The sequence below is a fragment of the Corynebacterium sp. HMSC072D12 genome, from assembly GCF_001813925.1.
GTDB lineage: Bacteria > Actinomycetota > Actinomycetes > Mycobacteriales > Mycobacteriaceae > Corynebacterium > Corynebacterium aurimucosum.
Window position 1 is genome coordinate 1 of sequence record NZ_KV814415.1, and the last position, 23,506, is coordinate 23,506.

Below are 23,506 nucleotides of genomic sequence, written 5' to 3' on the forward strand. Positions count from 1 at the left end.
GGACCCCTACAGCGGGGATGTCATCTGGCTTTTTGAGGATGGCACCTGGACTATTACCGAAGCCGACGGCCCGCTTGCACCAAAACAGAAACGCTGGGCACAAACAGTCGCCCAACACATCACCGCCACCAGAAAACGCATCCGCGAGGAAGCCCAACATTTAAAACAAGAACTCGACGACTACGCACAACAACAAGCCCAAGCCCAAGCCCAAGCCGAAGCCGAGGACAACACCGACACAGATGCCAGCACCGACGACATCCCCTTCTAAACCTCACCGTCGAATAAAACGACGACACCAATCCAGCAGAAAGGAAAGAACCCAAGAAACCAGGAACACAACCACCGTCGTCACAGACGACGACTGCACTGCCGAAGCCCAGTCAGGCTCGCCCCAACTGTTGCCATTGGGACCGGCTGGACTTAGTCATGCCGGTTAGGATGGAGTGAATGCAGATCTACATTGCCTCAGTACCCGTCGATGATGTTGCCCTCGCTCACGACTTCTATGTCAATACGCTCGGCTTTCGAGTCAAGGACGATGTAACCCACGGAGACTTTCGGTGGCTCACGGTCACCAATGCGGAAGGCCAAGGGGATATGGAGCTCCTGCTCGAGCCCAAGGCCCATTCCGCGGCCAAGGACTACGCAGCAGCACTCAAGGCTGACGGTGTCCCTGTCACCCAGTTCCTATCCGCAGACGTGGAGCGAGAATATAGCGAGCTCACTGAAAAGTGGGAGTGCATTTCACTATGGTGCCGACCGACGTCGGCCCCTCCATCATCGCCGTCTTCGATGACACCGTAGGCAACCTCATCCAACTGGTACAGCTCAAGAAATAGAGAATAAAGAATGTCACACTTACCTTCTTCCGTCGCTATCATCGCAGCCGTTAGCGCCCTATGCGTAATGCCTCTAACTGCATGCGCGGAGCGTGCGTCAGACACGACTCCGGCACCGCAGTTCAGTGCAATTCCGTCTAGCTCCGCTGCTATCGATGGGCCGGAGCCGCCGTCCAGTGACACGCAGAATGCTCTCTCACAACAGGATGCCAATGTTGCTGCCTTTGCGGGTATGGGGACGGCTGCGATTGATGACCAACACCACATGCCAGATCGGTTGGGCGGCCTCATTCCGACGGGCGTGCGCGTAGGTGCTCACGACGGTTTCACGCGGGTAGTGGTTGACCTCGAGGGAGAAGGTGAGCCCGGCTGGTTCACCGCCTATACCGACGATCCTCGTCAGCAGGCATCAGGTCATCCAGTCGAAGTAAAGGGAAGCACTTTTCTCAATCTGGGGGTCGAAGGAACTCCGTGGCCTTCCACACCCGATCTCGAAGAAAGGTATATGAAGCCAGGAACTACTCCCGGTACTGGTGTGGTGAGCGAAGTCGTATACACGACCTCATTCGAGGCACAAACCCAATTGATCATTGGACTACAGAAGAAGACACCGTACTCAGTGACTTTCCTGGAGGACCCTAAACGCCTAGTTCTCGACTTCCAGGTTTGACGTGTGGTGAAACGATAAGGGCCCTGTCCCCAGCTAATTTCTGGGTTACAGGGCCCTTGATCTAGGAGGTCCTAGTGGTCCTAGCTAGTCCGAGGATTAGTCCTCCTCAACCGGAACCAGGGAGATTTTGCCGCGATTATCAATGTCGGCAATTTCGACCTGAATCTTATCGCCAACATTGACGACGTCCTCGACCTTCTCAATGCGCTCGTCGCCACCGAGCTTCGAGATGTGTACGAGGCCGTCACGACCCGGAGTCAGGGAAACGAAGGCACCAAAAGCCACGGTCTTCACCACGGTGCCAAGGAAACGCTCACCCACCTTCGGCAGCTGCGGGTTAGCGATGCTATTCACGCGGTCGATCGCAGCGTCAGCTGCTTCACCGGTAGCGGCAGAGATATACACAGTGCCGTCTTCCTCGATGGAGACATCGGCGCCAGTTTCCTCAGTAATGGCGTTGATAGTCTTGCCCTTCGGGCCAATGAGCTCACCAATCTTGTTCACCGGGATAGTCACCGAGGTAATGCGCGGAGCCAGGCCAGACATCTCGTCTGGACCCTCGATGACCTCAGACATCGTGTCGAGGATGGCGGCACGGGCGTCGCGGGCCTGTTCGAGGGCGTCGGCAAGCACGTGCGAAGGAATGCCATCCAGCTTGGTATCCAGCTGCAGGGCGGTGATGAACTCGGATGTACCGGCAACCTTGAAGTCCATATCGCCGAAGGCATCCTCAGCGCCGAGAATATCGGTCAGCGCCACGAACTTTTCCTTGCCGTTGACTTCGCCCGAGACCAAACCCATGGCGATACCCGCCACCGGAGCCTTCAGCGGAACGCCCGCGTTGTAGAGGGACAGGGTGGACGCACAGACGGAGCCCATGGAGGTAGAACCGTTGGAACCAAGGGCCTCAGACACCTGGCGAATGGCGTAGGGGAAGTCCTCACGGGACGGGATCACCGGCAGCAACGCGCGCTCAGCCAGCGCACCGTGACCAATCTCGCGGCGCTTCGGGGAACCTACGCGGCCGGTCTCGCCGGTGGAGTACGGCGGGAAGTTGTAGTGGTGCATGTAGCGCTTGGACTCCACTGGGGTCAAAGAATCGATCTGCTGCTCCATCTTCAGCATGTCCAGGGTGGTCACACCCAGGATCTGGGTCTCGCCACGCTCGAAGAGAGAGGAGCCGTGTGCACGCGGGATCAGATCAACCTCCACGCCGAGGTCACGGATATCGGTCACACCACGGCCATCGATCCGGAAGCCCTCGGTGAGGATCTTGGTGCGCACGATGTCCTTCATCACGGCGTTGAAGGCGTTGCGGATCTGTTTGGATGCATCGGTCTCGTCGAGGTCATCAAAGTCTTCGATGAGCTTAGCCTCGACCTGCTCCATGTACTCATTAGTGGCGTCGTCGCGGTCCTGCTTACCCGGGATGGTAAGCAGCTTCTCCAGCTTCTTGGAGGCTGCCTTTTCGACGGCCGCGTAAACATCATCACCGTAGGGCGGGAAGAGCGGGAACTCCTGTGTCTCCTTGGCTGCACGCTCCGCCAGACCTGCCTGCGCTTCACACAGGGACTTGATGAAAGGCTTCGCAGCCTCCAAGCCCTCAGCCACGGTGGACTCCTGCGGAGCCGGTGCACCTTCCTTGATGCGCTCGGCTACGTTCACACCAGCGCCGGCCTCGACCATCATGATGGCTACGTCGTCCTTGCGGCCCTTCTTCACGATGCGGCCGGCAACGACCATCTCGAAGAGGGCATGCTCGTGCTGCTCGTTATTCGGGAAGGCCACCCACTGGCCCTTCGGGTGCTTATCATCAGCAATCAGTGCCATGCGCACGCCGCCCACCGGGCCGGATACCGGCAGGCCAGAGAGCTGGGTGGAGGCGGAAGCGCCGTTGATGGCAACGACATCGTAGTACTCCTCCGGGTCCATGGAGAGGACCGTGACAACGACCTGAACCTCGTTGCGCAAGCCCTTCACGAAGGTTGGGCGCAGCGGGCGGTCGATGAGGCGGCAGGCCAGGATAGCTTCGGTGGAAGGGCGCCCCTCGCGGCGGAAGAAGGAACCCGGGATTTTACCCGCGGCATACATGCGCTCCTCGACGTCCACAGTCAGCGGGAAGAAGTCGAAGCCTTCGCGCGGCTGGTTAGAAGCGGTGGTCGTGGACAGCAGCATGGTGTCCTCGTCCAGGTAAGTGGTCACGGAGCCACCGGCCTGGCGAGCCAGCTGGCCCGTCTCAAAACGGATGGTGCGAGTGCCGAAATCGCCGTTGTCCAGGGTGGCGATGGCCTCGGTGATGCCGTAATCGTCGTCGATAAGAAACTCGACGGAATTGTTCGGTTGCTTTTTAGCGTTCTTAGCGCTCATGGATATAACTCTCCTTGGAGCTGTCATGGCGATCTTCGGTGCCGCCTCTTCTTCGATGTTTTCTGACAACGTCCAAGGATTTTAGCAGATGAGACAAGAAAACCCCCGCACACAAGGTGCGGGGGCCAAAAGTTAAGCGCTTAGCGGCGCAGACCCAGGCGAGAAATCAGGTCGCGGTAACGGTCAACGTCGTTAGCGGCCAGGTACTTCAGCAGGCCACGACGGCGACCAACCATCAGCAACAGACCACGGCGGGAGTGGTGATCGTGCTTGTGATCCTTGAGGTGCTCGGTCAGGTTGTTGATGCGGGAAGTCAGCAGCGCAACCTGTGCCTCCGGGGAACCGGTATCGGTCTCGTGCAGGCCGTACTCCTTGAGGATTTCAGCCTTCTTCTCGGTGCTCAAAGCCATGGAAAATCTCCTATTGTATTTCAGTCCACATGAAATGTTGCGCCATGAGGCGCTGCCCGTGACTACTGTGGACCGCAGTCAGCAAGCCGAAGTAGAAGTATAGAGGCTGCCGAGCTTCGACATCAAATCATCAACAAAGCGCGCGTCATCTACCGCAACGGCCACACGGGTGGTGGGGTTATCCAAGCGTTCCGGGTCACCGATTGTGCGGCCAGTATCCTCACACCGCAGATTGAGGTCGAGGCAGGTGACCAGCGAGGGATCGGCAGCCACAGCTACCGCTAAAGGGTCGTGGAGCCCGCAACCGCCAAGGTGCGGAGAGGTCGTCTTGTAGGCGCGAATGTAGTAGTCCACGATGTCTGCGTAGATACGACCAGTGGGTGTACCGCGCCATTGCTTCGTGTGCTCCCTGGTGAGCAACGTGCGCAGCGTGACATCGAGCCCCACCATCGTGAGGTCCTGAGCATGGCGGAATACATAGTCCGTGGCTTGGGGATCTTGGAAAACGTTGGCCTCGGCATAAGGAGTGACGTTCCCGGGTACGGTCAGCGCCCCACCCATCATCACGATGCGGGCGTTGCGGGCAAAGTCCGGGTCTTTGCGCATGGCGGCTGCAATGCTTGTCGACGGCCCCGTCGGCACGATAACCAGATCCTCGCCATGCTCACGGACCGAACGGATAAGAAAGCCCACTGCGTCCTCGTATGCCTTGCGGCGCGGCGGAGGCAGAAGAACTTCCCCAAGTCCATTGCGGCCATGGATGAAAGCAGAAATGGGAGCAACGCTAAAGCCCGGCCGCGTCGGACCGATGAAGACGGGGACATCCTCGGCGTCGAGAAGCTCGAGCAACGCCAGCGAGTTACGCACGCCCAACGCCACCGGAACGTTTCCATAGGTACCCGTAACCCCGATCAGCTCGAGATCGGGGTGCGCTAAGGCATAGGCGAGCGCAAGGGCGTCATCAATTCCGGTATCAAGGTCGAGGATGATCTTCATTTAAACCTCGCGGGCAAGAATTTCACGAACTCGGGCAACGTCACGTTCCATAGCTGTCAGGAGTTCCTCCACGGAATTGAATTTTTCCATGTCACGCACGTGGTCGACGAAATGCACGGTGGCTTCGTGGCCGTAGAGGTCAGCGTCGCGGTCCAGCACGAAGGACTCCACCGAACGCTCCTCGTCACCAAAGGTAGGGTTGGTGCCTACCGAAATGGCTGCGGGATAAGGAATGCCGGGCTCCATGTCACCTTCCAGAGGGGCGCCGGTGGGCTCAACCACGAACCAGCCCGCGTAGACGCCATCGGCTGGAATGGCGACGGATTCCGGGAAATACTGGTTAGCGGTTGGGAAACCAAGCTCCTTTCCACCACGTCCTGCACCACGCACAACGGGCCCAGTCACCGTGAAATGACGCCCCAGCGCCCAATTGGCGCGCGCAATATCGCCCTTGGCAAGGGCGGCGCGAATGTTGGTGGAGCAGATGCGCTCGCCGTCGTCGTCAAGCAAGGGCACGATGTCAACGCCGAAGCCGAACTCAGCGCCGAATTCCGCCAGCGCCTCCGCGGTGCCGGACGCGCCCGCGCCAAAGGTGAAGTTCTCCCCCACCACGACGTGCTCTGTGTGCAAACGCTCCACCAGGAGCTCCGTCACATAGTCGCGCGGCTCGACGCCCCGGAGTTCTTCGGTGAAGTCGATGACGAGCACGGCCTCGATGCCCATTTCTTCCGCCAGCTGCATGCGGCGCTCGAAAGTAATCACGGAGAGAGGAGCACGCTCCGGCAAGAATACGGAGACTGGGTGCGGATCGAAGGTCACCATGACCGCGCGCTGTCCATGTCTGTGTGCGTGCTCAACGGCCTTCCTCACGAGCTGTTGGTGCCCGCGGTGCAGGCCGTCGAAGACACCAATTGTCACCGAGGTCGGGCCAAGGTCAGTGGGGATGCTATCGATTCCGTACCAAATATCCACGGGCACCATGCTATCCCACTGCGGCCGGTGCCCTAGACTGCAGGGCATGACTGATCCGCTCGAACGTTCCGGCCTCGTGGTCGTCGACAAACCCGCCGGCATGACCTCGCACGACGTCGTGGGAAAACTGCGCCGCTTCTTCCGCACCCGCAAGGTGGGGCACGCAGGCACGCTTGATCCGATGGCTACTGGAGTGCTCGTCGTAGGCATCGAGCGCGGCACCAAGTTTCTTGCCCACATGGTGGCCTCCACCAAGGCCTATGACGCAACGATTCGTCTTGGCATGGCAACCCACACCGACGACGCGGAGGGGGAAGCAACGTGGGGCAAACCGGCAACCGCAGTGGAGGATTCCGCCATTGCGCGAGAAATTGCTGCCTTGACCGGCGATATTATGCAGCGCCCAGCAGCGGTCTCCGCCATCAAAGTGGATGGCAAGCGCGCGCATGAAAGGGTGCGGTCAGGTGAAGAGGTCGAGCTTCCGGCTCGGCCAGTAACGGTCAGCCGCTTCGATATTCTCGCTACGCGCCGCGAGGGTGAGTTCATCGACCTCGACGTCTCAGTGGCGTGTTCTTCGGGAACCTATATCCGCTCGTTGGCTCGGGATTTGGGCGAGGCCCTCGGCGTCGGCGGACACCTTACCGCGCTGCGCCGCACGGAAGTGGGCCCTTTCACGCTTGACGACGCCCTCCCTCTCGACGCCCTCGAAGACTCCCCGGAGTTGTCCTTAAGCCTCGACGAGGCGCTCGCTCGCAGCTATCCGGTTGTGGACGTCACCGATGATGAGGCCCAAGCTTTGGCCATGGGTAAGTGGCTGGAGCCGCGTGGGTTGAAAGGCACGTACGCGGCCGTCGACCCGCAGGGACGGTCGATTGCCTTGATCAAGGAAAAAGGAAAGCGCTTAGCCACGGTTTTCGTCGCGCGCCCCTCGACGCTATAACTGCCTGATTTAGCGGTCAAAGTTGAGCGCAGGGACAGCGGTGGCGACGATGACATAGCCATCTCGGATGATCCAGTGCCCAGTGATGAAAGGCACTGGGGTCGGCCGCGCCAAGAGGTAGGACACCAGAGTGCCATCGAGGCGTAAATCGATTTCGGCTTGGTCAAAATCCAGCCAGCGCCGGGTCATGGGGAACCACGTCTTGTAGGTGGCCTCCTTGGAGCAGAACAACAGGCGGTCCGGACAGGAAATACCCGCCGCTTGCAACTGAGCCAACTGCGGCATCTCCCCCGGCCGCGCGATCATCGTCAGCACGTGTTCCGGCAGGGGCTCCGCTGGTTCGGCGTCGAGCCCCATGGAGCGCACGTGCGTGGCAGGAGCTGCCACGGCTGCGCGCAAACCTTCGGTGTGCGTCATCGATCCGGTATAGCCCTCCGGCCACAGCGGCATGCCCCGCTCGCCGCGCAGAATCGGCTCGTCTCCCGTGTAGTTGAGCTCCTTCAAGGCCTGGTGGGCGCACCAGCGCGCATCCCCGAACTCGGATTTGCGCACGTCCACGGCTTGGGAGACCACGGAGCGCTCTTCCGGGGAGAGATGATGATAATTGAGAAGATTGGTCATCGACTCATCCGTGCGCACATAGCAAAAACGAGCTGATTCCGGGAAGAGAGAAGGTTCAAGCATGCTCGGCCCTCCCTGTCTTCTCGTCGATGGTAAGCACTGGGTACGGCCACGGCTGAAGACCACCGTGCGCCTGCCACTCACGCGGATAGCCCAGGGACACCTCGATGTGGTCTACCCCATCGATGTTGGCGCGATTAGGCATGTGGAGGTGACCATAGATCACAGCCTTAGCGTTATAGCGCCGCGGCCAGGAGCGCGTGTGGCGGGTGCCGCACCACAAGGCCACTTCGGGCCAACGCAAGTAGAGAGTCGGCTCCTGTACCAGCGGCCAGTGGTTGATAAGAACCGTTTCGCCCTCGACCCGTGACAGCCGCTTGATCGAATAAGCCAGGCGGTCCCAGCACCACGCGCGCACATCGACGAAGGGGGCGATGGCAAATTCATCGGTCATGACGATCTGCTTCTCCTTCGCACTCGCAAGCGCTTGTTCCACCGTGGTGCCTGGTGGACGGAAGCTGTAATCGTAGAGCGTAAACAGCGGGACCACGGTGACGCCTCCGAATACCGGAAACGGATCCTCTGGGGTAATCACGCCGATTTCCCGGCAGCCTTCAACGAGGCGATCGTATTTCGAGCGTCCCTGGTAAACGTCCTGTGACCGAGAAAAAAGCTCATGGTTGCCAGGTGCCCAAATGACCGTAGCGTAGCGGTTCTTTAGGCGCGCCAGGGTGTTAATCACCAGATCAATGCGTTCGGCGACGTCTCCCGCAACAATCAACCAATCGTTGGGATTCGGCGGGACAAGTTCATCAATGCGGTCCCCGTTCACGCGTACCGCTGCATGGAGATCAGAGACGGCCCACAGAGTGGTCATAGCGCCTCCTTCGCACGAACAGTCCTTCTACTTGTACCACAGGCTTAGACCCGTGCCCACCGCATGGAGTAAAAGCGCCCAACCACGCCCACCATGCGGATGAGGATGAAAGCGGCAATACCGCCCCACACCCCGGTCAGGCCGGTGCCGAAAACAAAGGCCAACCAGACCCCGGGCAGGAAGCCGAGAAGCACTGACGCGAGGGTCAGCGTGCGGAGAAAGGCTGCGTCCCCAGCACCCAGAAGGACGCCGTCCAAAGCGAAGACAACGCCGCCGATAATGACGAGGAAAGTCATAACCCACCAGGGGCCGGAGATGACCTCTAGGACCTCCGGACTCGTGGTGAATATCCGTGGGATAAAGGCGGAGCCAAGGCCCAATACCGCTGCCAGTGCGAGGGAGAAGGACGTCGAGTAGAGCGTCACCTTGGTTCCTACCGTGCGGGCATAGCGCGCTGATCCCGCTCCCAATGCCGCGCCGGTCAAGGCTTGGGCAGCGATCGCGAGGGAATCCAGAACGAGGGATAGGAAGTTCCACATCTGCATCATGATTTGATGCGCAGCGAGCTGCGCAGTGCCGATACGTGAGGCCACGGCCGCCGCTGACAGAAACGCCACTTGGAAGCTCAGCGAACGCACGATGAGGTCACGCCCCAGCACGAGCTGCCGACGAACCACGCTCCAGCGAATCTCCCACGAGCCGGTATGCTCGCGGCGCAGCTCCGCCACGAAGAACGCCGCGATGATCCCCATGCCCAGCACCGTGGCCAGAGCGGAGCCCGGTAGACCCCAGAAGTGCACGAAAATAGGCACCGCGATGGCGCCGGGAACCATACCTGCAAGGGTGAAGTAAAGGGGCTTGCGGGTGTTGTGAACACCGCGCATCCAGCCGTTGCCGGCCATGTTGATGAGGGTAAAAGGAATAGCGACGGCGGCAATCCGCAACCACTGTGCAGTCCCTCGCGCTGTATCCGGGTTACCTGTCAACCGGGTGGCAAAGACGCCGGCAAAGAGCCACATGATGACGGCGAGCACCATTCCAACGCCCACGGCAACCCACGTTGCCTGGACGCCCTCGGCGACGGCCTCCTCGCGCTTCCCCGCGCCGAACAGCCGTGACGCACGCGCGGTCGTGCCATAAGACAGAAAGGTTAATTGGGTGGTAACCACCGAATGGAGTGTGGCCGCTGCGCCAAGCGAGGCCAGATCCTCCGCCCCTAAACGGCCTACGACCGCGGTATCCAGCAATAAATACAGCGGCATGGCCGCCAGAACGCCCAGGGCGGGGACGGCGAGGCGGAAGACCTCGGCGGCAGAAACCTTCACTGGTTGCTCGGAAGCCATCTAGGACAACGCACCTACCAGCTGTGCGATAACTTCCTCGGGCCTTCCGTGCGCGGTATAGCCTGCGGCTGGAATATGCCCGCCGCCGCCGAAGGTGAGGGCCACTTCCGCACAGTTGACAGCGGAGGAACGTAAGGACACCGCCCACATTTCGGGCGCCTGTTCCTTGAAGACCACTCCGATGTCAGTGCCTTTCAAGGCCCGGACATAATCGACGAAAGATTCAATCGCGGAATCGGCGTGAGAGCTGACCTCCTCATGCGGGACGAAGAGAACTGCGAGGCGGTGCTCCCCTGCTTCTTCAATCCTGAGGCCTGAGAGCACGCGTCCAATCATCTGCAGGTCATCGGCGGTGCTGGAATCCATGAGTTCCAGCGCAATCTGCTTGGTGTCGAGACCATAGAGCATCAGGCGCGCAGCGATATCATGCATGGCTGGGCGCCCCCACCGGAAATTACCGGTATCGGTGACTAGGCCCGCGTACAGGCAATGCGCGATGACGCGATCGATCTGGATGGACAGCCTGTCCAGAATGTCCAGCAGCACCACCGTGGTGGACTCACATACCGGATCCACCACATTGATGGCTCCAAAACCATCGTTGGAGGCGTGGTGGTCGATGCACAGGACGCGGCCCACGGCGGCCATGTCTTCGATCTCCCGGGCCACCGAACCCGTCCGATCGATCGAGCCGCAGTCCACAGTGACATAGAGGTCATATCCTTGTGGAAGCTCATCCACCAACTCAATCTCATCCACCGTGGGGATGGTAAACAGGTTGGCTGAAATGTCACGGCGTTGGCCAATCACGGTGCGGGTTTGTTTCCCGCGCTGGCGGAGCGCCAGGGTAAGGGCGGCTGCCGAGCCGACCGCGTCGGCGTCTGGGCGCAAGTGCGTGATGATGCAAATGCTGCTGGCTTGCACCAGCGCATCCACTGCGGCTTCGTAATTGGTTCGCGACACTTAGTCCTCTTCCCCATCCGAGGTCTTGTACGGGTTCGCGTCGCCTGCGGGCTGTGCACCTTCCTTCAGCTTCGCTAACTCCGCATCGCGTGCACGGGCGCGGGCGAGCAGTTCCTCCATGTGCGCGGAAGCCTCGGGGACGGTATCAAGCTCAAAAGACAGCGTCGGTGTAAAGCGAACGGAGAGCTCATCACCCACAATCTTGCGCAATTGCCCCTTGGCCCTGGTGAGGGCTTCGGCCGCTTGATCATAATCTGGCTCGGTCTCGATATCCGTACCACGCACCGTGTAGAACACGGTGGAATCGTGGAGATCACCCGTGACCCGGGCATCCGTGATTGTCACCAGCTCAAGGCGGCGATCCTTGATTTGGCGCTCAATTGCGCTGGCAACGATTGTCTGAATGCGCTTTGCCATGCGTGCGGCGCGTGCGTGATCAACCATAGTGAAGCTCCTTTACGTACGGTTACTGGCAACTAGTCTAGGATACCGATTCTGCACCTTTCGGCTGAAATGAGGAAAGCCCAGCCAGAATCTTTCCTGGCTGGGCTTCACTACCTGAGGTTTCCTGCGCTTAGTCGCGCGGGACCTCGACCTCTTCGTAGGCCTGGATGATATCGCCTACCTGAATATCCGGGTAGGACAGAACCATACCGCACTCGTAGCCGGCGTTGATCTCGTTTGCGTCATCCTTCTCGTGACGCAGGGACTCGATCTTGGCATCGGAGGTAATGACGTTTCCGTCGCGGACCAGGCGCACCTTGCCATTGCGCTTGACCTTGCCCTCCGTGACCATACAACCGGCGATGGTGCCAACGGCGGAGGACTTGAACAGCGCGCGGATTTCTGCCGCACCGGTGTCTCGCTCCTCGTAGATGGGCTTGAGCATGCCCTTCAGAGCTGCCTCAACCTCTTCGATGGCGCGGTAGATCACCGTGTAGTAGCGGATATCGACGCCCTCAGCGTTGGCTTCCTCGGTGGCCTTGCCCTCAGCGCGGACGTTGAAAGCGATGATGATGGCGTCCGACGCCGCAGCCAGGGAGACGTTGGTCTGCGTCACCGCACCCACACCACGGTCGATGATGTTGAGCTGTACCTCGTCGTCGATCTCAATGTCCAACAGGGCATCTTCGAGGGCTTCCACGGAACCTGCGTTGTCGCCCTTGAGGATGAGGTTGAGCGTCGAGGTTTCCTTGAGCACTGCATCCAGGTCCTCGAGGGAGACGCGCTTGCGAGCCTTCGCCTGCAGAGCAGAACGCTTGCGGGCATCGCGCTGTGCAGCAATCTGGCGTGCCACGCGGTCATCCTCAACAACTAGGAGGTTGTCGCCGGCGCCTGGCACACCATTGAGACCCTGCACCTGGACCGGGCGGGACGGGCCGGCCTCTTCCACATCGTGACCGAATTCATCGAGCATGCGGCGCACACGTCCGTGTGCATCACCAACCACGATGGAATCACCAATGCGCAGCGTACCGCGCTGGATGATGACCGTAGCCACCGGACCGCGGCCGCGGTCGAGGTGGGCCTCGATGGCAGAGCCCTGTGCATCCATGTCCGGGTTAGCGGTGAGCTCCAAGGCAGCGTCCGCCGTCAGGATGACGGCTTCAAGCAGATCATCAATGTTGATGTTGTTCTTCGCGGAGATATCCACGAACATCGTGTCGCCACCGTACTCTTCCGGAACCAGTCCGTATTCAGTGAGCTGACCACGGATCTTGTCCGGGGAAGCCTCCGGCTTATCAATCTTGTTGACTGCGACAACCACAGGGATGTCTGCTGCCTTCGCGTGGTTGATTGCCTCGATGGTCTGCGGCATCACGCCGTCATCGGCGGCAACGACCAGGATGGCCAAGTCGGTGGACTTAGCACCGCGGGCACGCATGGCGGTGAAGGCCTCGTGACCCGGGGTATCCAGGAAGGTGATGGTGCGAGGACCATCCTCCAGGTCCACCGTGGTTTGGTAAGCGCCGATGCCCTGGGTAATGCCACCGGCCTCGCCGGCACCCTCGTTGGTCTTACGAATGGTGTCCAGAAGGCGAGTCTTACCGTGGTCGACGTGACCCATCACAGTAACCACTGGCGGGCGCTTCTCAAGTGCCTCTTCGCCACCCTCGTCCTCGCCGAACTGCAGGTCGAAGGACTCGAGCAGTTCGCGGTCCTCATCCTCTGGGGAGACGACCTGGACCTCGTAATTAATCTCCGAACCCAGCAGCTGCAGGGTGTCTTCGGAGACAGAAGCCGTAGCAGTCACCATCTCACCGAGGTTGAACAGCGCCTGCACCAATGCTGCAGGATCTGCACCAATCTTCTCAGCGAAGTCAGCCAGGGAAGCACCGCGACGCAGGCGCACGACCTTACCGCCGCCGTCAGGCAGACGTACGCCGCCTACCTCATGCTTCTGCTGCTCTTCAAACTCATGGCGCTTCTGACGCTTCGACTTCTTACCGCGACGCGGCGCACCACCCGGACGGCCGAATGCACCAGCGGTGCCACCGCGACGACCGCCGCGTCCACGGAAACCACCGTGGCCAGGACCACCGCGGCCGGGGCCGCCACCGCGGCCGCCGCGACCACGACCACCGCCGCCACTACCAGCGGCCTTCGACGGCATGCTGGCCGGGTTCGGGTGCGAAGGCATCATTGCCGGCGAAGGACGACGTCCACCGCTACGGTTGCCATCGCCCTGCGGGCGTGCGCCGCCCTTGCCGCCACGGTTATCACCGGGCTTGCCAGCGGAGCGCTGTCCCTTGGTGCCGCCTGGGCGAGGTCCGGGGCTCGGACGATCGCTGGAGCTACCCGTGGAGAACGGGTTATTAGCCACGCGGCGGGTGCCACCAGGCTTCGGCATGCTGCGCGGAGTGACAGCGCGCTCGCCACCCTTCTCGGTGTTCTTGCGCTGTGCTCCAGGCTTCGGTGCGGGACCCGGCTTCGGAGCGGCACCCGGCTTCGGTGCACCGCCCGGCTTGGGGGCGGCACCCGGCTTGGGGGCAGCGCTTGGCTTCGGGCCTGGCTTTGCCGCGGCGGCAGGCTTCTTTTCTGCCGGTTTCTTGGCAGCAGAAGCTGGGGTGGCTGCTGGCGCGTTCTTCTCCGCTGCCTTGTCCTCGCCACCCTTAGCTTCGTAGTGAGCGCGCATCTTCTTGATCACCGGGGGTTCGATGGTCGAGGATGCGGTCTTGACGAACTCGCCTTGTTCCTTCAGCGTGGCGAGTAGTTCCTTGCTGGTTACGCCGAGCTGCTTTGCCAACTCGTGTACACGTAGCTTTCCGGGCACTTGTCTCCTCTTTAATCTTTCTAGGAGCCAAGGCCGCGGAATACGGCCTGACCCCTAGTTAATGGCTATGGACTTTCATCGCTGATGCTGCTTCATGGTTGTGCGCTCATCAGTGTTCGGTCTTCCTTTTTAACTCTGGGTCGCACGGGCTGTTGCCCGCCGACTGCACCTGCTGCGTGGCAGCGAGGTACTCACGTACGTGACCTGTGTCCACGTCTGTGGACAATCGGAGCGCGCGCCTGAAGGCACGGGTCCGCTCCGCCAGCTCTACTGCTTCCAGATCAGGCCTTATCCACGCTCCCCTTCCGGGAAGGCGTCGGCCGGGATCCGGAACAACACGGCATCCTGTGGGATCACCCTTATCGGCGACAACCCTCAGCAGTTCCGTGTCGGGATGCTTTTGACGCGTAGCGATACAGGTGCGGAGACGCTGTCCTCGAGACATCCAACTCCTTAGGTCATATCGCTACTGCTGCTACGCCACAGCATTCCTGCATGTGGGCCGTTGTCTAGTCTACGCGAAAATAGGCCAAACCTTTAATTCCCCCGCAGGCTGCTCGGAAAGCTAGTCCCGAGCGGCGTCGGAGTGAATATCAATCTTCCATCCGGTCAGGCGTGCTGCGAGGCGTGCGTTCTGGCCTTCCTTGCCGATAGCGAGCGAAAGCTGGTAATCCGGCACGGTTACCTTGGCCACCTGCGCTTCCTCGTCGAGAATTTCTACGCGCACGACCTTCGACGGGGCGAGAGCATTGCCCACGTAAACAGCTGGGTCTTCGTTGAAGTCGATGATGTCAATCTTCTCACCACCGAGTTCACGCATCACGTTGCTGACGCGAGAACCCTTCGGGCCGATACACGCACCCTTGGCGTTGAGGCCCTTGGCGTGGCCGCGAACGGAGATCTTGGAGCGGTGGCCAGCCTCGCGGGCAATGGCGATAATCTCGACCGCACCGTCGGCAACCTCCGGGACCTCCAGCTCAAAGAGACCGCGAACCAGCTCGGGGTGAGTACGCGACAGCGTGATCTGCACCTTAGCGCCGTTGCGGTTCACGCCCACGACATAGGCCTTGACGCGGTCACCGTGCTCGAGCTTCTCCCCTGGCAGCTGCTCAGCAGGCAACAGGAAAGCATCCTGGGAATCGTGTTCGGTGCCCAACTGCACCACAACGACGCCGCGCTTGTTGGCGTGGATATCGCGCTGGACGACGCCCGACACTACCGTTCCGGTCAGCTCAGAATAGGAATCATAGGTTCGCTCAGCCTTGTTCTCGCGCAACTTGCGCAGAATGGCATCGCGGACCGCCTGCGCGCCGATGCGCCCAAAGTTGTCCGGGGTGTCGTCGTATTCGCTGATGACCTCTCCGGTCTCCGGATCACTTTCGGTCACGATTACAGTGACGGCGCCGCTGTCGGCGTCGATGTCTACGCGCGACTTCGTACCTTCCGCCTTTTTCTCAGCGGATTCTGCACGGTGGTCCAGGTAGGAATACAAAAGGGCACCCGCGATAGCTTCGAGCAGGTCCTTCACAGGTACGCCGCGCTCGCGCTGAATCGTGCGGAGTGCCTCTAGGTCAATATTCACTTGTTAGTCCTCTCGGGTTGCCGAGTTCTGCTCGGCGAAGTCGAACGTCTGCATAGCCGCCTCCAGCTCCATGGCTGAAGGCTGAGCAAATTCAATTTCTACCACTGCACGGCTCAAGTTTTCCAATCGCTCGATCTGGTAACGCACCTCCTTCTTCACCGTCGTGATAAGCGCCACGGATTCTTCGTCCTCAGACAGGGCGCCGATGCGCGCGACGCGAGTGGTTCCAGGTTCCTCGACAAGCGCATATCCGACCAGCCTTCCTTGGTTGCGGCGCCAATGGCGCGGGGCGCTCAGCGGGAAGTCCACACCTGGCGTCGACACCTCCAAGGTGTAGCCCGCGCCAAAGTTGAGGGTGCCCGCTTCCTCTTGGGCATCGAAAAGCTCGGAAATCTCCTGCGATAGTTCTTCTATGAGATCGGAGCTCGGGCGCTCATCGCCATCGATGCGAATGATGACCTGAGATTTCTTACCAGCTCGCGTGGTCTTCACGTCTTCGATGTCGAGGCCGCGTGCGACGGCGACGGGCTGCAGAATTTCGGTTAGTTGCGCGGGTGTTGGGAATGCCATGCGCTCTAGACTAGGTCACCCGGGTAGGGTCTATCGCGTGAACCGCCGAGTAGTTGTCCCCACCCTGCTTGTGTGCGCTGCCCCCTGGATGGGCGGCTGCCAAGCCACCGACGCGATCGTGGATTATTTTGGCCCCCACGCGGACCCCTCCCTCACCTCGCTTGCTCACACCGCCAGTGCGGATGCTCTCGCCTTGGAAGAACTTGATGCGGATGCCGCTGCCTTGCGCGCAGAGCAAGCTGAGCAGCTCTATGAAGAAATCGAGCGACTATGCGGACGCGATGAGGAAGGAGAGACTCCACGCTCCTGTGCGGTCGACCGTGACGTTGCCCCGCAGGATTCCGCGGACGTCTCCGCCGTGTTTGACGCCGCCTCCTCATTCTCCGAAGAGAACATCAGCAACGTTCCTGAAGAATCCCGCGCCCTTGTTCTGACACAAGCCATTGCGCTTAACGCGTGGAAGAACGAGGAGCTGGCAGACGCTCCCGAACTCACAGAACAGGACCGTGAACTCGGCGTCGAGCTCCTAAAATGGGAATACCAGCAGGTCTATGCCCTCGATTTCGCGCGCTCCTATGTGTCCCCCGACCAAGAAGATCATGTCGATGAGCTTCTGCGCATTCACGAGGACAGAATCCTGCAACTTCAGCTGCAACTGGAAAAGCTCGGTCCCGTGCCGCAGCCCGCACCCGCATACGATTCACCGGCAGGTAGCCTGCCAAAGGACGCCGACTCAGCGCGCGCATTCATCGACGAGGTCGCACATAACGACACGCTGAAGTGGACCAATGCGGCCATCACGGCGGCACCGGCAACCCCGTGGCAGCACTGGCTTATCACGGTTGCGGCGCAATCGCACCGCTTTCATGCTGCCTAGCCGCGGATGAGTTCCGTGAGGGTCTCCACGATCTGATCGGCGGGAACTTCACGAGTCTCGCCGCCGCGGATGCGCAGCTCAATGATGCCATCAGCGAAAGCGCGGCCCAGGATGGCGATGAACGGCATACCCAAAAGCTCAGCATCCTTGAACTTCACGCCCGGGGAGACTTTGGGGCGGTCGTCGTAAAGCACCTCGATGCCTGCGCGATCCAGATCCTCCACCAGCTTCTGACCTGCCTCCAGGGCAGCGGCGTCCTTGTTCGCTACGGCCACGTGCACCTGGTACGGGGCCACGGCCACCGGCCAGTTGAGGCCCTTCTCATCGTGGCGCTGCTCTGCCAGCACGGCGAGCATGCGCGTAACACCAATGCCGTAGGACCCCATGGTCGGCACGGCGCGCTTGCCGTTCTCATCCAGAATCTGAACGTCGAAAGCCTCGGTGTACTTGCGGCCCAGCTGGAAAATGTGGCCAAGCTCAATGCCGCGCTCCAGAGTCAGAGTGCCCTGACCATTCGGTGCCGGGTCCCCTTCCTTAACCTCGGCGGCCTCGATGAACTCATCCACAGTGAAGTCACGGCCGGCCACCAGTCCGATGACGTGGCGCTGCGGGGCATCGGCGCCGGTAATCCAGGAGGTACCAGAAACCACGCGCGGGTCAGCATAAACCTTCACGTCGTGGGCATTCAGGACACGCGGCCCGACATAACCCTTGACCAGGAAGGAGTTCTTCTTGAAGTCCCCCTCACCGGCGAGCTCAAACTCGGCCGGCTCCAGCGAGGCCTCGAGGCGCTTTTCATCCAGCTCGCGGTCGCCCGGAATGAGGACGGCGGCCAGCTCCCATTCCTTCTCTTCTTCCGTGGCTGCGGGGGCGGCCACCTTGATCATCATGCACTTGAGGGTGTCCGCGGCGGTGACTTCGCGGCCGTCGACAGTAATGCCGGCGCCCTTAGCCCACTCCACCAGAGACTCAATGGTCTCGGATTTCGGAGTCTCATGCTCCTGTGCCTCCGGCAGGCCGTCGAAGGGGATTTCCTCTGGAGCCTGAGTGACCACGGCCTCCACGTTGGCAGCGTAATCGCCCTCGGTGGCGCGCACGAAGGTATCTTCGCCTACCTCAGACACGGCAAGGAATTCCTCAGAGGCCGAACCGCCCATCGCACCAGAAGTGGCCTTGCAAATCGCGTAATCGATCTCTAGGCGGTCAAAGATGTTCTGGTAGGCCTTGCGGTGGCGGGCATAGGACTCATCGAGCCCCTCATCCGTCATGTCGAAGGAATAGGAATCCTTCATGGTGAACTCGCGGCCGCGCAGCACGCCCGCACGCGGGCGCTCCTCATCGCGGTACTTCGTCTGGATCTGGTACAGCGTGACCGGGAAATCCTTGTACGAGGAGTACATATCCTTCACCGCAGTGGTGAACATCTCCTCGTGGGTCGGGCCCAGCAACATGTCCGCACCCTTGCGGTCCTTCAGACGGAACAGATTATCGCCGTATTCCGTCCAGCGGTTCGACTCCTCATAAGGCTCGCGCGGCAGCAGCGCCGGGAAGAGCATCTCCTGGCCGCCGATGGCGTTCATCTCCTGACGGATAACGTCTTCAATCTTGCGCATGGCACGCAGCCCCAGTGGCAGCCAGGTGTACACACCCGGCGCGACACGGCGCACATAACCTGCGCGAACGAGAAGCTTGTGGCTGGGGACTTCGGCATCAGCCGGATCCTCACGAAGAGTGCGGAGGAAAAGCTCAGAAAGACGTGTAATCATGGTTGCTCAGTCTACATCGCTAGCATGTAGCCATGCTGATCATCCTCCCTCCTTCTGAGACCAAAGCACACGGCGGCAGCGGCGCGGCCCTGAACTGGGACGAGCTTTCCTTTCCCGCGCTGAACCCGATCCGCCGAGAAATTGCTGCAGAGTTGTCGTCCCTCGACGTCGATGAAGCGCTGGAGGTGCTCAAGCTCTCTGAGAAGTTGCGTGGGGAGGCCGAGTCCAACCGCGAGTTGGCTTCCTCCCCCACCATGCCCGCGCTGGAGCGTTTCACCGGCGTGCTCTACGACGCCCTCGACGCCCCCACCCTCCCTCCAGAAGCACGGAAGTACCTAGCCGTGGGCGATGCGCTCTTCGGGTTGCTGCGCGCCGATGACCTCATCCCGCACTACCGGCTCTCCGGTAGTACGAAACTGGGCGGGCGGACGCTGAAGTCTCAGTGGGGTACGGCGATCACGGATGAGCTACGCGCGCTTGTCGACGCTGGCGAGTTCCTCATCGACATGCGCTCGGGCACCTATCAGCAGCTGGGCAAGCTCAAGGACGCCGCCACCGTGCGCGTGGAGTCAGTGCAAGAGGATGGCTCCCGCAAGGTGGTCTCTCACTTCAACAAGCACTACAAGGGGGAGCTCGCTCGCGTACTCGCTCTCAAGGGCGAGAGCGTCTCCACCCTCGAGGATGCCGCCCGCGTAGCCCAAGAGTCGGGCATGAGCACCGAACTGCGCGGCACCGAGCTGGTGCTCGTGGTCTGATTTATCTATTTATCAATTTATTTACGCCCGCCGATTTATCTATTTATCTGGCTCAGGCGAAGCGGGGCCATTCAAACCAATGGGTTATAGCGCAAACTATTGCGCTTGAGCTCGCACTCAGTGGCGATAGAGATGCCGGAAGCAATCTTTCCGCGCTCGCGAAGGCGGAACATGGCGTCCACGACGCGATCACGCAAACCCCACGGATCAATGGTGTTGATGTAGACCTTCGTGCCGCCCTCAAAGCCAGCCAAGGTCGATACCCTGAGCTTGAGCATGACGCGCCACGGCTGAGGCAGGTCCACGCTGGGCGGACGGTGGTGCCATTCTTCATTGCAGGCCACGTCCGGCCCCACCGCGGCGTGGGCCGCGTGAATCAGATCCGACATTCCACGTACTTCCTCCGGGTTCTGTTCCCACGGTTCACAGCGCGGTGACTTGGAGAAGATCTCCAGTGTGGGATAGCGGTGGCCAAATCCGGCGAAGAGCACCGCATAATCATTTTCTGCGATGACGAGGTTGCGCTTTGCCGCATAGCCCACAGCCCAGTCGTTGTACATGTTGGGGTGCGCACGCAGAATCGCATTTTCCTGGTGAGCGGCCATGCCCAGGGCGTCAATCGCGACGAGCTGCTTATGCAAGTGATCGAAGGACGCACCCGCCGGCGCCAGCCAGTTTTGGAACACGGCGACATAGGAGGCATAGCGGTTGCGCTGGTAGAGCTCGCGCGTTGATTCCGCAGTAAACGTGGTGAGTAGGAAGTGCTCATCGGGGCTCAGCGTGCCGGAGGACGCCAGCTGGCTGTCATCGACCGCCCCGTCCACGAAGTGGCGCGAGGAGATGATGACATCGTGTCCACCGCCGAAGAAGCCATCGGCGAGGGCGAGCAGAGAATCGTCGTCCAGCGCGGTATCCTTGCCCGCTGCCTTGAGCTTGGTGCGCACCACGTTAAGTACGTGCAGGCGCCCAGCCTCGTCGCCTTCGTACTTCTCCTTGTGCTGAGCCAGGTCTGGATCCATGGTGAAGCCATAGTTCTCGTGCCAATAGTCATAAGACACGATTTCAAAAAGGTTCGGAACGCGGCGAAACAGCGGCTGGGAGTTATCCAGCTCGTGGGGAAAAAGGCCGCGCTGAATCTCCCCCGAAGCCAAGATGCGGGACTTTTCCGGCGGGGTGTCCAGCATGCGCCCGGAGCAAAAAGCACAGCTGTGCGTCAAGGCATCAGGGCCCAGCGGATGCGGTTCCTTTGCCACATGCGCAAGCGGACGGTTTCCACGTCCCGGCACCGTCCACACCTCTGTTCCGGAGAAAGGGTTGACCTGTTTGACGGTCCCATCCGCCATGGTCTGGATAGGTTCGACGCGGCTAAAAAGTGCTTCGCTCATGCTGCCCAGCGTAGACCTCCCCACCCGCCGGTGCGACTAGACTTAGGCCTCATGCAGCACCGATTCTTTGAAGTAGATGTCTTCGCCACTGGGCCGTTTACCGGTAATCCCCTCGCCGTGGTTGCGGATGCCGATGGTTTGAGCACCGAAGAGATGCAGCGTATCGCACACTGGACCAATTTCTCTGAGACGACCTTCCTGTGCTCACCTACAGATCCTGGCGCGGACTACCGCGTACGAATCTTCACCCCGTACGAAGAGTTCCCCTTCGCCGGTCACCCCACGCTGGGCAGTGCGCGCGTCGCGGCGGAGCTATTAGGAAAGAGCGGGACCCTGATTCAGGAATGCGGTGTCGGGTTAGTAACCGTGCGCCAGGAAGAGGGCCGTTTCGCCTTCGCTACCCCGCCCTTACTGCGCCACGGGGAACTCAGTGAGGCCGAGCGCTCCGAAGCAGCCGCCGTACTCGGAATCGATGAAGAGAGCATGGTTGACTCCGGCTGGGTGGACAACGGGCCTGGCTGGCGCTTGGTCCAGCTCGAATCTGCTGAAACCGTGCGGAAGCTTCGCCCCACACCCACCCCCGGCGTCAAGGTCGGCGTGGTCGGCCTCACCGGGGATACGGAGCCGGCCTACGAGGTTCGCGCTATCACCGGGCAATTCGAGGACCCCGTCACCGGTTCCTTCAATGGCGGAGCCGCCCAGTTCCTCCGTGCCAAGGGCGCCGTTCCTGCCCGCTATACCGCGGCACAAGGCAGCCAAATAGGACGCGATGGCCGCGTCTTTATCGACGATGACGGGGACGAGCTCTGGGTAGGCGGCAACGTCCACATTCGCGTGCGCGGAACCCTGGGGTCCCGCGATGACTAAAAAGCCCCTGCCTTTTGAGCTGCACAACGATTTTGCCCAACGCCTGCCACAGATGGTCACGGCAAGCCGCGGGGAAGAACAGCCAGCTCCACGAATCGTGGCGCTCAATGAGCGCCTAGCCGCCGAGCTCGGCCTCGACCCAGACTGGCTGCGCAGCGAGGACGGAATAGAGTTCCTCCTTGGCCGTGGAGCAGTCGCTCCGCACGCAATGGCCTATGCGGGCTTTCAGTTCGGGCAGTATAACCCGTCAATGGGTGACGGCCGCGCCCTCCTCTTGGGCGAAGTCACCGGCCCCACCACCGCTCACAACCCCACGGGTCTGTGGGATCTGCATGCCAAGGGCACGGGGCTGACTCCCTACTCGCGTTATGGCTCTGATGGGCGCGGCACGCTGCGCTCAATGCTGCGTGAGTATCTCTTCTCCGAGTCGATGCATGCCCTAGGTGTGCCCACCACTCGGTCGCTGGCGGTTCTTGCCACCGGTCGCCCCATCCAGCGCCAGATGGTGGAAGAGGCAGGGGTTCTCGTGCGAGTGGCCGCGAGCCACATCCGTGTTGGTTCCTTCCACTTTGCCGCGCACTCGCAGGTGCCTGGGCTACTGCAGCGCCTTGCCGCCTACACCAGTGAACGCCACTACCCCGGCGCCGACTTCCGGGAGCTGTTCACGCACGTCATGGAGGCACAAGCCGCGACGGTCGCCGGGTGGATGCAGCTGGGCTTCATTCACGGCGTAATGAACACCGATAACACCACGTTATCGGGCGAAACCATTGACTATGGCCCCTGCGCGTTCATGGAAAGCTATGACCCCAACACCTGGTTTAGCTCTATCGATACGCAGGGACGCTACCGCTTTGGGCGCCAGCCCGACATGTTGGGCTGGAACCTTGCGCGATTGGTGGAGTCACTGCTTCCGCTTATCGACGACTCCCCTGACACCGCCCTCACCTGGGCTCAAGAGGCCATTGATACCTTTGGCGAGCGTTATGAAAGAGCGCGTCACCAGGAAGCACAGCGCTGCCTACAGATGCCCGAAGAGCTTTTCCAGGATTACAACGCTGCCCTCGTGCAGGCCGCCCCGGACCTCACACAAGCCAACCGCAGCCTTGTCAGTGCCGCGGCGGGCGAGCCTGCGGCGGCCTATGAACTCCTCAAGGATAGAAGTTTCGTTGAAGCCTACTGCGCAAGTAGCCCCGACGCTGTGCTGCTCGAGCGAACCGTGCCGCGCGTGATTCCTCGGCCGCGGCTGGTCGAAAGCGCTCTGGGCGATGCCGAAGAGTTCGCCCGTCTTCTGCACGCCACCACGCATCCTTTTGATGCTGCGCCGGAGTATGAGCAGCCCGGCGGCACCGAAGGCTATCTCACCTACTGCGGAACCTAAGAACCACGAGCGCAAACAGAAGCAAACACACCACCGCCCCGAGGTCTC

The 23,506-nt window shown here is 60.8% G+C and carries 22 protein-coding genes and 1 pseudogene; 8 read left to right on the forward strand and 15 right to left on the reverse strand.

Annotated elements, in window-relative coordinates:
- The 3 genes and pseudogenes from HMPREF2943_RS09155 to HMPREF2943_RS09165 form a co-directional block, all read left to right on the forward strand.
- Window positions 1–271, forward strand: a pseudogene (locus tag HMPREF2943_RS09155) (HNH endonuclease); the annotation flags it as partial.
- Between the two features lie 179 nt (window positions 272–450).
- Window positions 451–807, forward strand: a complete 357-nt coding sequence (locus HMPREF2943_RS09160; RefSeq protein WP_369816035.1) for a VOC family protein — start codon at window positions 451–453, stop codon at window positions 805–807.
- Between the two features lie 102 nt (window positions 808–909).
- Window positions 910–1,512, forward strand: coding sequence for an AMIN domain-containing protein (locus HMPREF2943_RS09165; protein WP_246817301.1), 603 nt, complete (start codon window positions 910–912; stop codon window positions 1,510–1,512).
- A gap of 96 nt (window positions 1,513–1,608) precedes the next feature.
- On the opposite strand, the gene HMPREF2943_RS09170 is transcribed toward HMPREF2943_RS09165, so the two are convergent.
- The 4 genes from HMPREF2943_RS09170 to HMPREF2943_RS12420 form a co-directional block, all read right to left on the reverse strand.
- Entirely contained in the window at window positions 1,609–3,879 is a 2,271-nt protein-coding gene (locus HMPREF2943_RS09170) for a polyribonucleotide nucleotidyltransferase (RefSeq protein WP_070711395.1), read from the reverse strand.
- A 140-nt stretch (window positions 3,880–4,019) separates the two neighbouring features.
- On the reverse strand, window positions 4,020–4,289 hold the full coding sequence (gene rpsO, locus HMPREF2943_RS09175) for a 30S ribosomal protein S15 (RefSeq protein ID WP_010190317.1): 270 nt from the start codon (window positions 4,287–4,289) through the stop codon (window positions 4,020–4,022).
- Window positions 4,290–4,367: 78 nt separating this feature from the next.
- A complete protein-coding gene (locus tag HMPREF2943_RS12415) occupies window positions 4,368–5,285 on the reverse strand; it encodes a nucleoside hydrolase (protein WP_070547207.1) in 918 nt (305 codons plus the stop codon).
- Window positions 5,286–6,266: a bifunctional riboflavin kinase/FAD synthetase gene (locus tag HMPREF2943_RS12420; RefSeq protein WP_070711396.1), complete on the reverse strand. Its 981-nt coding sequence runs from the start codon at window positions 6,264–6,266 to the stop codon at window positions 5,286–5,288.
- 37 nt (window positions 6,267–6,303) lie between these two features.
- Between HMPREF2943_RS12420 and truB the strand changes: the two genes are divergently transcribed.
- Window positions 6,304–7,197 carry a tRNA pseudouridine(55) synthase TruB gene (gene truB, locus HMPREF2943_RS09190; protein ID WP_070445674.1) on the forward strand — a complete coding sequence of 298 codons (894 nt, stop codon included), beginning with the start codon at window positions 6,304–6,306 and terminating at the stop codon, window positions 7,195–7,197.
- 9 nt (window positions 7,198–7,206) lie between these two features.
- Here the strand turns inward: truB and HMPREF2943_RS09195 are convergent, their stop codons facing one another.
- From HMPREF2943_RS09195 to rimP, 9 genes are all read right to left on the reverse strand, one after another.
- Window positions 7,207–7,881: a 4'-phosphopantetheinyl transferase family protein gene (locus HMPREF2943_RS09195; RefSeq protein ID WP_070711397.1), complete on the reverse strand. Its 675-nt coding sequence runs from the start codon at window positions 7,879–7,881 to the stop codon at window positions 7,207–7,209.
- On the reverse strand, window positions 7,874–8,695 hold the full coding sequence (locus HMPREF2943_RS09200; protein WP_070643879.1) for a metallophosphoesterase family protein: 822 nt from the start codon (window positions 8,693–8,695) through the stop codon (window positions 7,874–7,876). The genes HMPREF2943_RS09195 and HMPREF2943_RS09200 overlap by 8 nt, the downstream gene beginning before the upstream one ends.
- A 44-nt stretch (window positions 8,696–8,739) precedes the next feature.
- Window positions 8,740–10,038 carry an MATE family efflux transporter gene (locus tag HMPREF2943_RS09205; protein ID WP_070711398.1) on the reverse strand — a complete coding sequence of 433 codons (1,299 nt, stop codon included), beginning with the start codon at window positions 10,036–10,038 and terminating at the stop codon, window positions 8,740–8,742.
- Window positions 10,039–11,001: a DHH family phosphoesterase gene (locus HMPREF2943_RS09210; RefSeq protein WP_070711399.1), complete on the reverse strand. Its 963-nt coding sequence runs from the start codon at window positions 10,999–11,001 to the stop codon at window positions 10,039–10,041.
- Window positions 11,002–11,445: a 30S ribosome-binding factor RbfA gene (gene rbfA / locus HMPREF2943_RS09215; RefSeq protein WP_070711400.1), complete on the reverse strand. Its 444-nt coding sequence runs from the start codon at window positions 11,443–11,445 to the stop codon at window positions 11,002–11,004.
- A gap of 130 nt (window positions 11,446–11,575) precedes the next feature.
- Complete coding sequence (gene infB / locus HMPREF2943_RS09220; RefSeq protein WP_070711401.1) at window positions 11,576–14,275, reverse strand: translation initiation factor IF-2; 2,700 nt, start codon at window positions 14,273–14,275, stop codon at window positions 11,576–11,578.
- Window positions 14,276–14,384: 109 nt separating this feature from the next.
- A complete protein-coding gene (locus HMPREF2943_RS12265; RefSeq protein WP_083276446.1) occupies window positions 14,385–14,720 on the reverse strand; it encodes a YlxR family protein in 336 nt (111 codons plus the stop codon).
- 120 nt (window positions 14,721–14,840) lie between these two features.
- The gene (nusA, locus tag HMPREF2943_RS09225) at window positions 14,841–15,857 is read right to left on the reverse strand and encodes a transcription termination factor NusA (RefSeq protein ID WP_070711402.1); all 1,017 of its coding nucleotides are present in this window, start codon (window positions 15,855–15,857) and stop codon (window positions 14,841–14,843) included.
- Between the two features lie 3 nt (window positions 15,858–15,860).
- Window positions 15,861–16,427, reverse strand: a complete 567-nt coding sequence (gene rimP, locus HMPREF2943_RS09230; RefSeq protein ID WP_070711403.1) for a ribosome maturation factor RimP — start codon at window positions 16,425–16,427, stop codon at window positions 15,861–15,863.
- A 37-nt stretch (window positions 16,428–16,464) separates the two neighbouring features.
- On the opposite strand from rimP, the gene HMPREF2943_RS09235 reads away from it, so the two are divergent.
- Window positions 16,465–17,304: a hypothetical protein gene (locus HMPREF2943_RS09235; protein WP_070711404.1), complete on the forward strand. Its 840-nt coding sequence runs from the start codon at window positions 16,465–16,467 to the stop codon at window positions 17,302–17,304.
- On the opposite strand, the gene HMPREF2943_RS09240 is transcribed toward HMPREF2943_RS09235, so the two are convergent.
- Window positions 17,301–19,070 (reverse strand): proline--tRNA ligase, encoded by a 1,770-nt coding sequence (locus HMPREF2943_RS09240; RefSeq protein ID WP_070711405.1) that lies wholly within the window; start codon window positions 19,068–19,070, stop codon window positions 17,301–17,303. The two genes, HMPREF2943_RS09235 and HMPREF2943_RS09240, sit on opposite strands and share 4 nt — an antisense overlap.
- Window positions 19,071–19,102: 32 nt before the next feature.
- On the opposite strand from HMPREF2943_RS09240, the gene yaaA reads away from it, so the two are divergent.
- Complete coding sequence (gene yaaA, locus HMPREF2943_RS09245; RefSeq protein ID WP_070711406.1) at window positions 19,103–19,825, forward strand: peroxide stress protein YaaA; 723 nt, start codon at window positions 19,103–19,105, stop codon at window positions 19,823–19,825.
- 71 nt (window positions 19,826–19,896) lie between these two features.
- Here yaaA and HMPREF2943_RS09250 read toward each other — a convergent pair whose 3' ends face one another.
- Window positions 19,897–21,210, reverse strand: coding sequence for a DUF4921 family protein (locus HMPREF2943_RS09250; protein ID WP_210399732.1), 1,314 nt, complete (start codon window positions 21,208–21,210; stop codon window positions 19,897–19,899).
- Between the two features lie 51 nt (window positions 21,211–21,261).
- Between HMPREF2943_RS09250 and HMPREF2943_RS09255 the strand changes: the two genes are divergently transcribed.
- Window positions 21,262–22,077 (forward strand): PhzF family phenazine biosynthesis protein, encoded by an 816-nt coding sequence (locus tag HMPREF2943_RS09255; protein ID WP_070643863.1) that lies wholly within the window; start codon window positions 21,262–21,264, stop codon window positions 22,075–22,077.
- Window positions 22,070–23,458 carry a protein adenylyltransferase SelO family protein gene (locus HMPREF2943_RS09260; protein ID WP_070711407.1) on the forward strand — a complete coding sequence of 463 codons (1,389 nt, stop codon included), beginning with the start codon at window positions 22,070–22,072 and terminating at the stop codon, window positions 23,456–23,458. The genes HMPREF2943_RS09255 and HMPREF2943_RS09260 overlap by 8 nt, the downstream gene beginning before the upstream one ends.
- Window positions 23,459–23,506 lie beyond the last annotated feature (48 nt).

Excerpts from the sequence above, each read along its gene's own strand:
- HMPREF2943_RS09255 (WP_070643863.1), top strand. The coding sequence starts at position 21,262 with ATGCAGCACCGATTCTTTGAAGTAGATGTCTTCGCCACTGGGCCGTTT.
- HMPREF2943_RS09165 (WP_246817301.1), top strand. The coding sequence starts at position 910 with ATGCCTCTAACTGCATGCGCGGAGCGTGCGTCAGACACGACTCCGGCA.
- yaaA (WP_070711406.1), top strand. The coding sequence starts at position 19,103 with ATGCTGATCATCCTCCCTCCTTCTGAGACCAAAGCACACGGCGGCAGC.
- HMPREF2943_RS09250 (WP_210399732.1), bottom strand. The coding sequence starts at position 21,210 with ATGAGCGAAGCACTTTTTAGCCGCGTCGAACCTATCCAGACCATGGCG.
- rimP (WP_070711403.1), bottom strand. The coding sequence starts at position 16,427 with ATGGCATTCCCAACACCCGCGCAACTAACCGAAATTCTGCAGCCCGTC.
- truB (WP_070445674.1), top strand. The coding sequence starts at position 6,304 with ATGACTGATCCGCTCGAACGTTCCGGCCTCGTGGTCGTCGACAAACCC.
- HMPREF2943_RS12420 (WP_070711396.1), bottom strand. The coding sequence starts at position 6,266 with ATGGTGCCCGTGGATATTTGGTACGGAATCGATAGCATCCCCACTGAC.
- HMPREF2943_RS09170 (WP_070711395.1), bottom strand. The coding sequence starts at position 3,879 with ATGAGCGCTAAGAACGCTAAAAAGCAACCGAACAATTCCGTCGAGTTT.
- HMPREF2943_RS09205 (WP_070711398.1), bottom strand. The coding sequence starts at position 10,038 with ATGGCTTCCGAGCAACCAGTGAAGGTTTCTGCCGCCGAGGTCTTCCGC.
- HMPREF2943_RS09240 (WP_070711405.1), bottom strand. The coding sequence starts at position 19,070 with ATGATTACACGTCTTTCTGAGCTTTTCCTCCGCACTCTTCGTGAGGAT.
- HMPREF2943_RS09195 (WP_070711397.1), bottom strand. The coding sequence starts at position 7,881 with ATGCTTGAACCTTCTCTCTTCCCGGAATCAGCTCGTTTTTGCTATGTG.
- rbfA (WP_070711400.1), bottom strand. The coding sequence starts at position 11,445 with ATGGTTGATCACGCACGCGCCGCACGCATGGCAAAGCGCATTCAGACA.
- rpsO (WP_010190317.1), bottom strand. The coding sequence starts at position 4,289 with ATGGCTTTGAGCACCGAGAAGAAGGCTGAAATCCTCAAGGAGTACGGC.
- HMPREF2943_RS12265 (WP_083276446.1), bottom strand. The coding sequence starts at position 14,720 with ATGTCTCGAGGACAGCGTCTCCGCACCTGTATCGCTACGCGTCAAAAG.
- HMPREF2943_RS09200 (WP_070643879.1), bottom strand. The coding sequence starts at position 8,695 with ATGACCACTCTGTGGGCCGTCTCTGATCTCCATGCAGCGGTACGCGTG.
- HMPREF2943_RS09260 (WP_070711407.1), top strand. The coding sequence starts at position 22,070 with ATGACTAAAAAGCCCCTGCCTTTTGAGCTGCACAACGATTTTGCCCAA.
- HMPREF2943_RS12415 (WP_070547207.1), bottom strand. The coding sequence starts at position 5,285 with ATGAAGATCATCCTCGACCTTGATACCGGAATTGATGACGCCCTTGCG.
- HMPREF2943_RS09160 (WP_369816035.1), top strand. The coding sequence starts at position 451 with ATGCAGATCTACATTGCCTCAGTACCCGTCGATGATGTTGCCCTCGCT.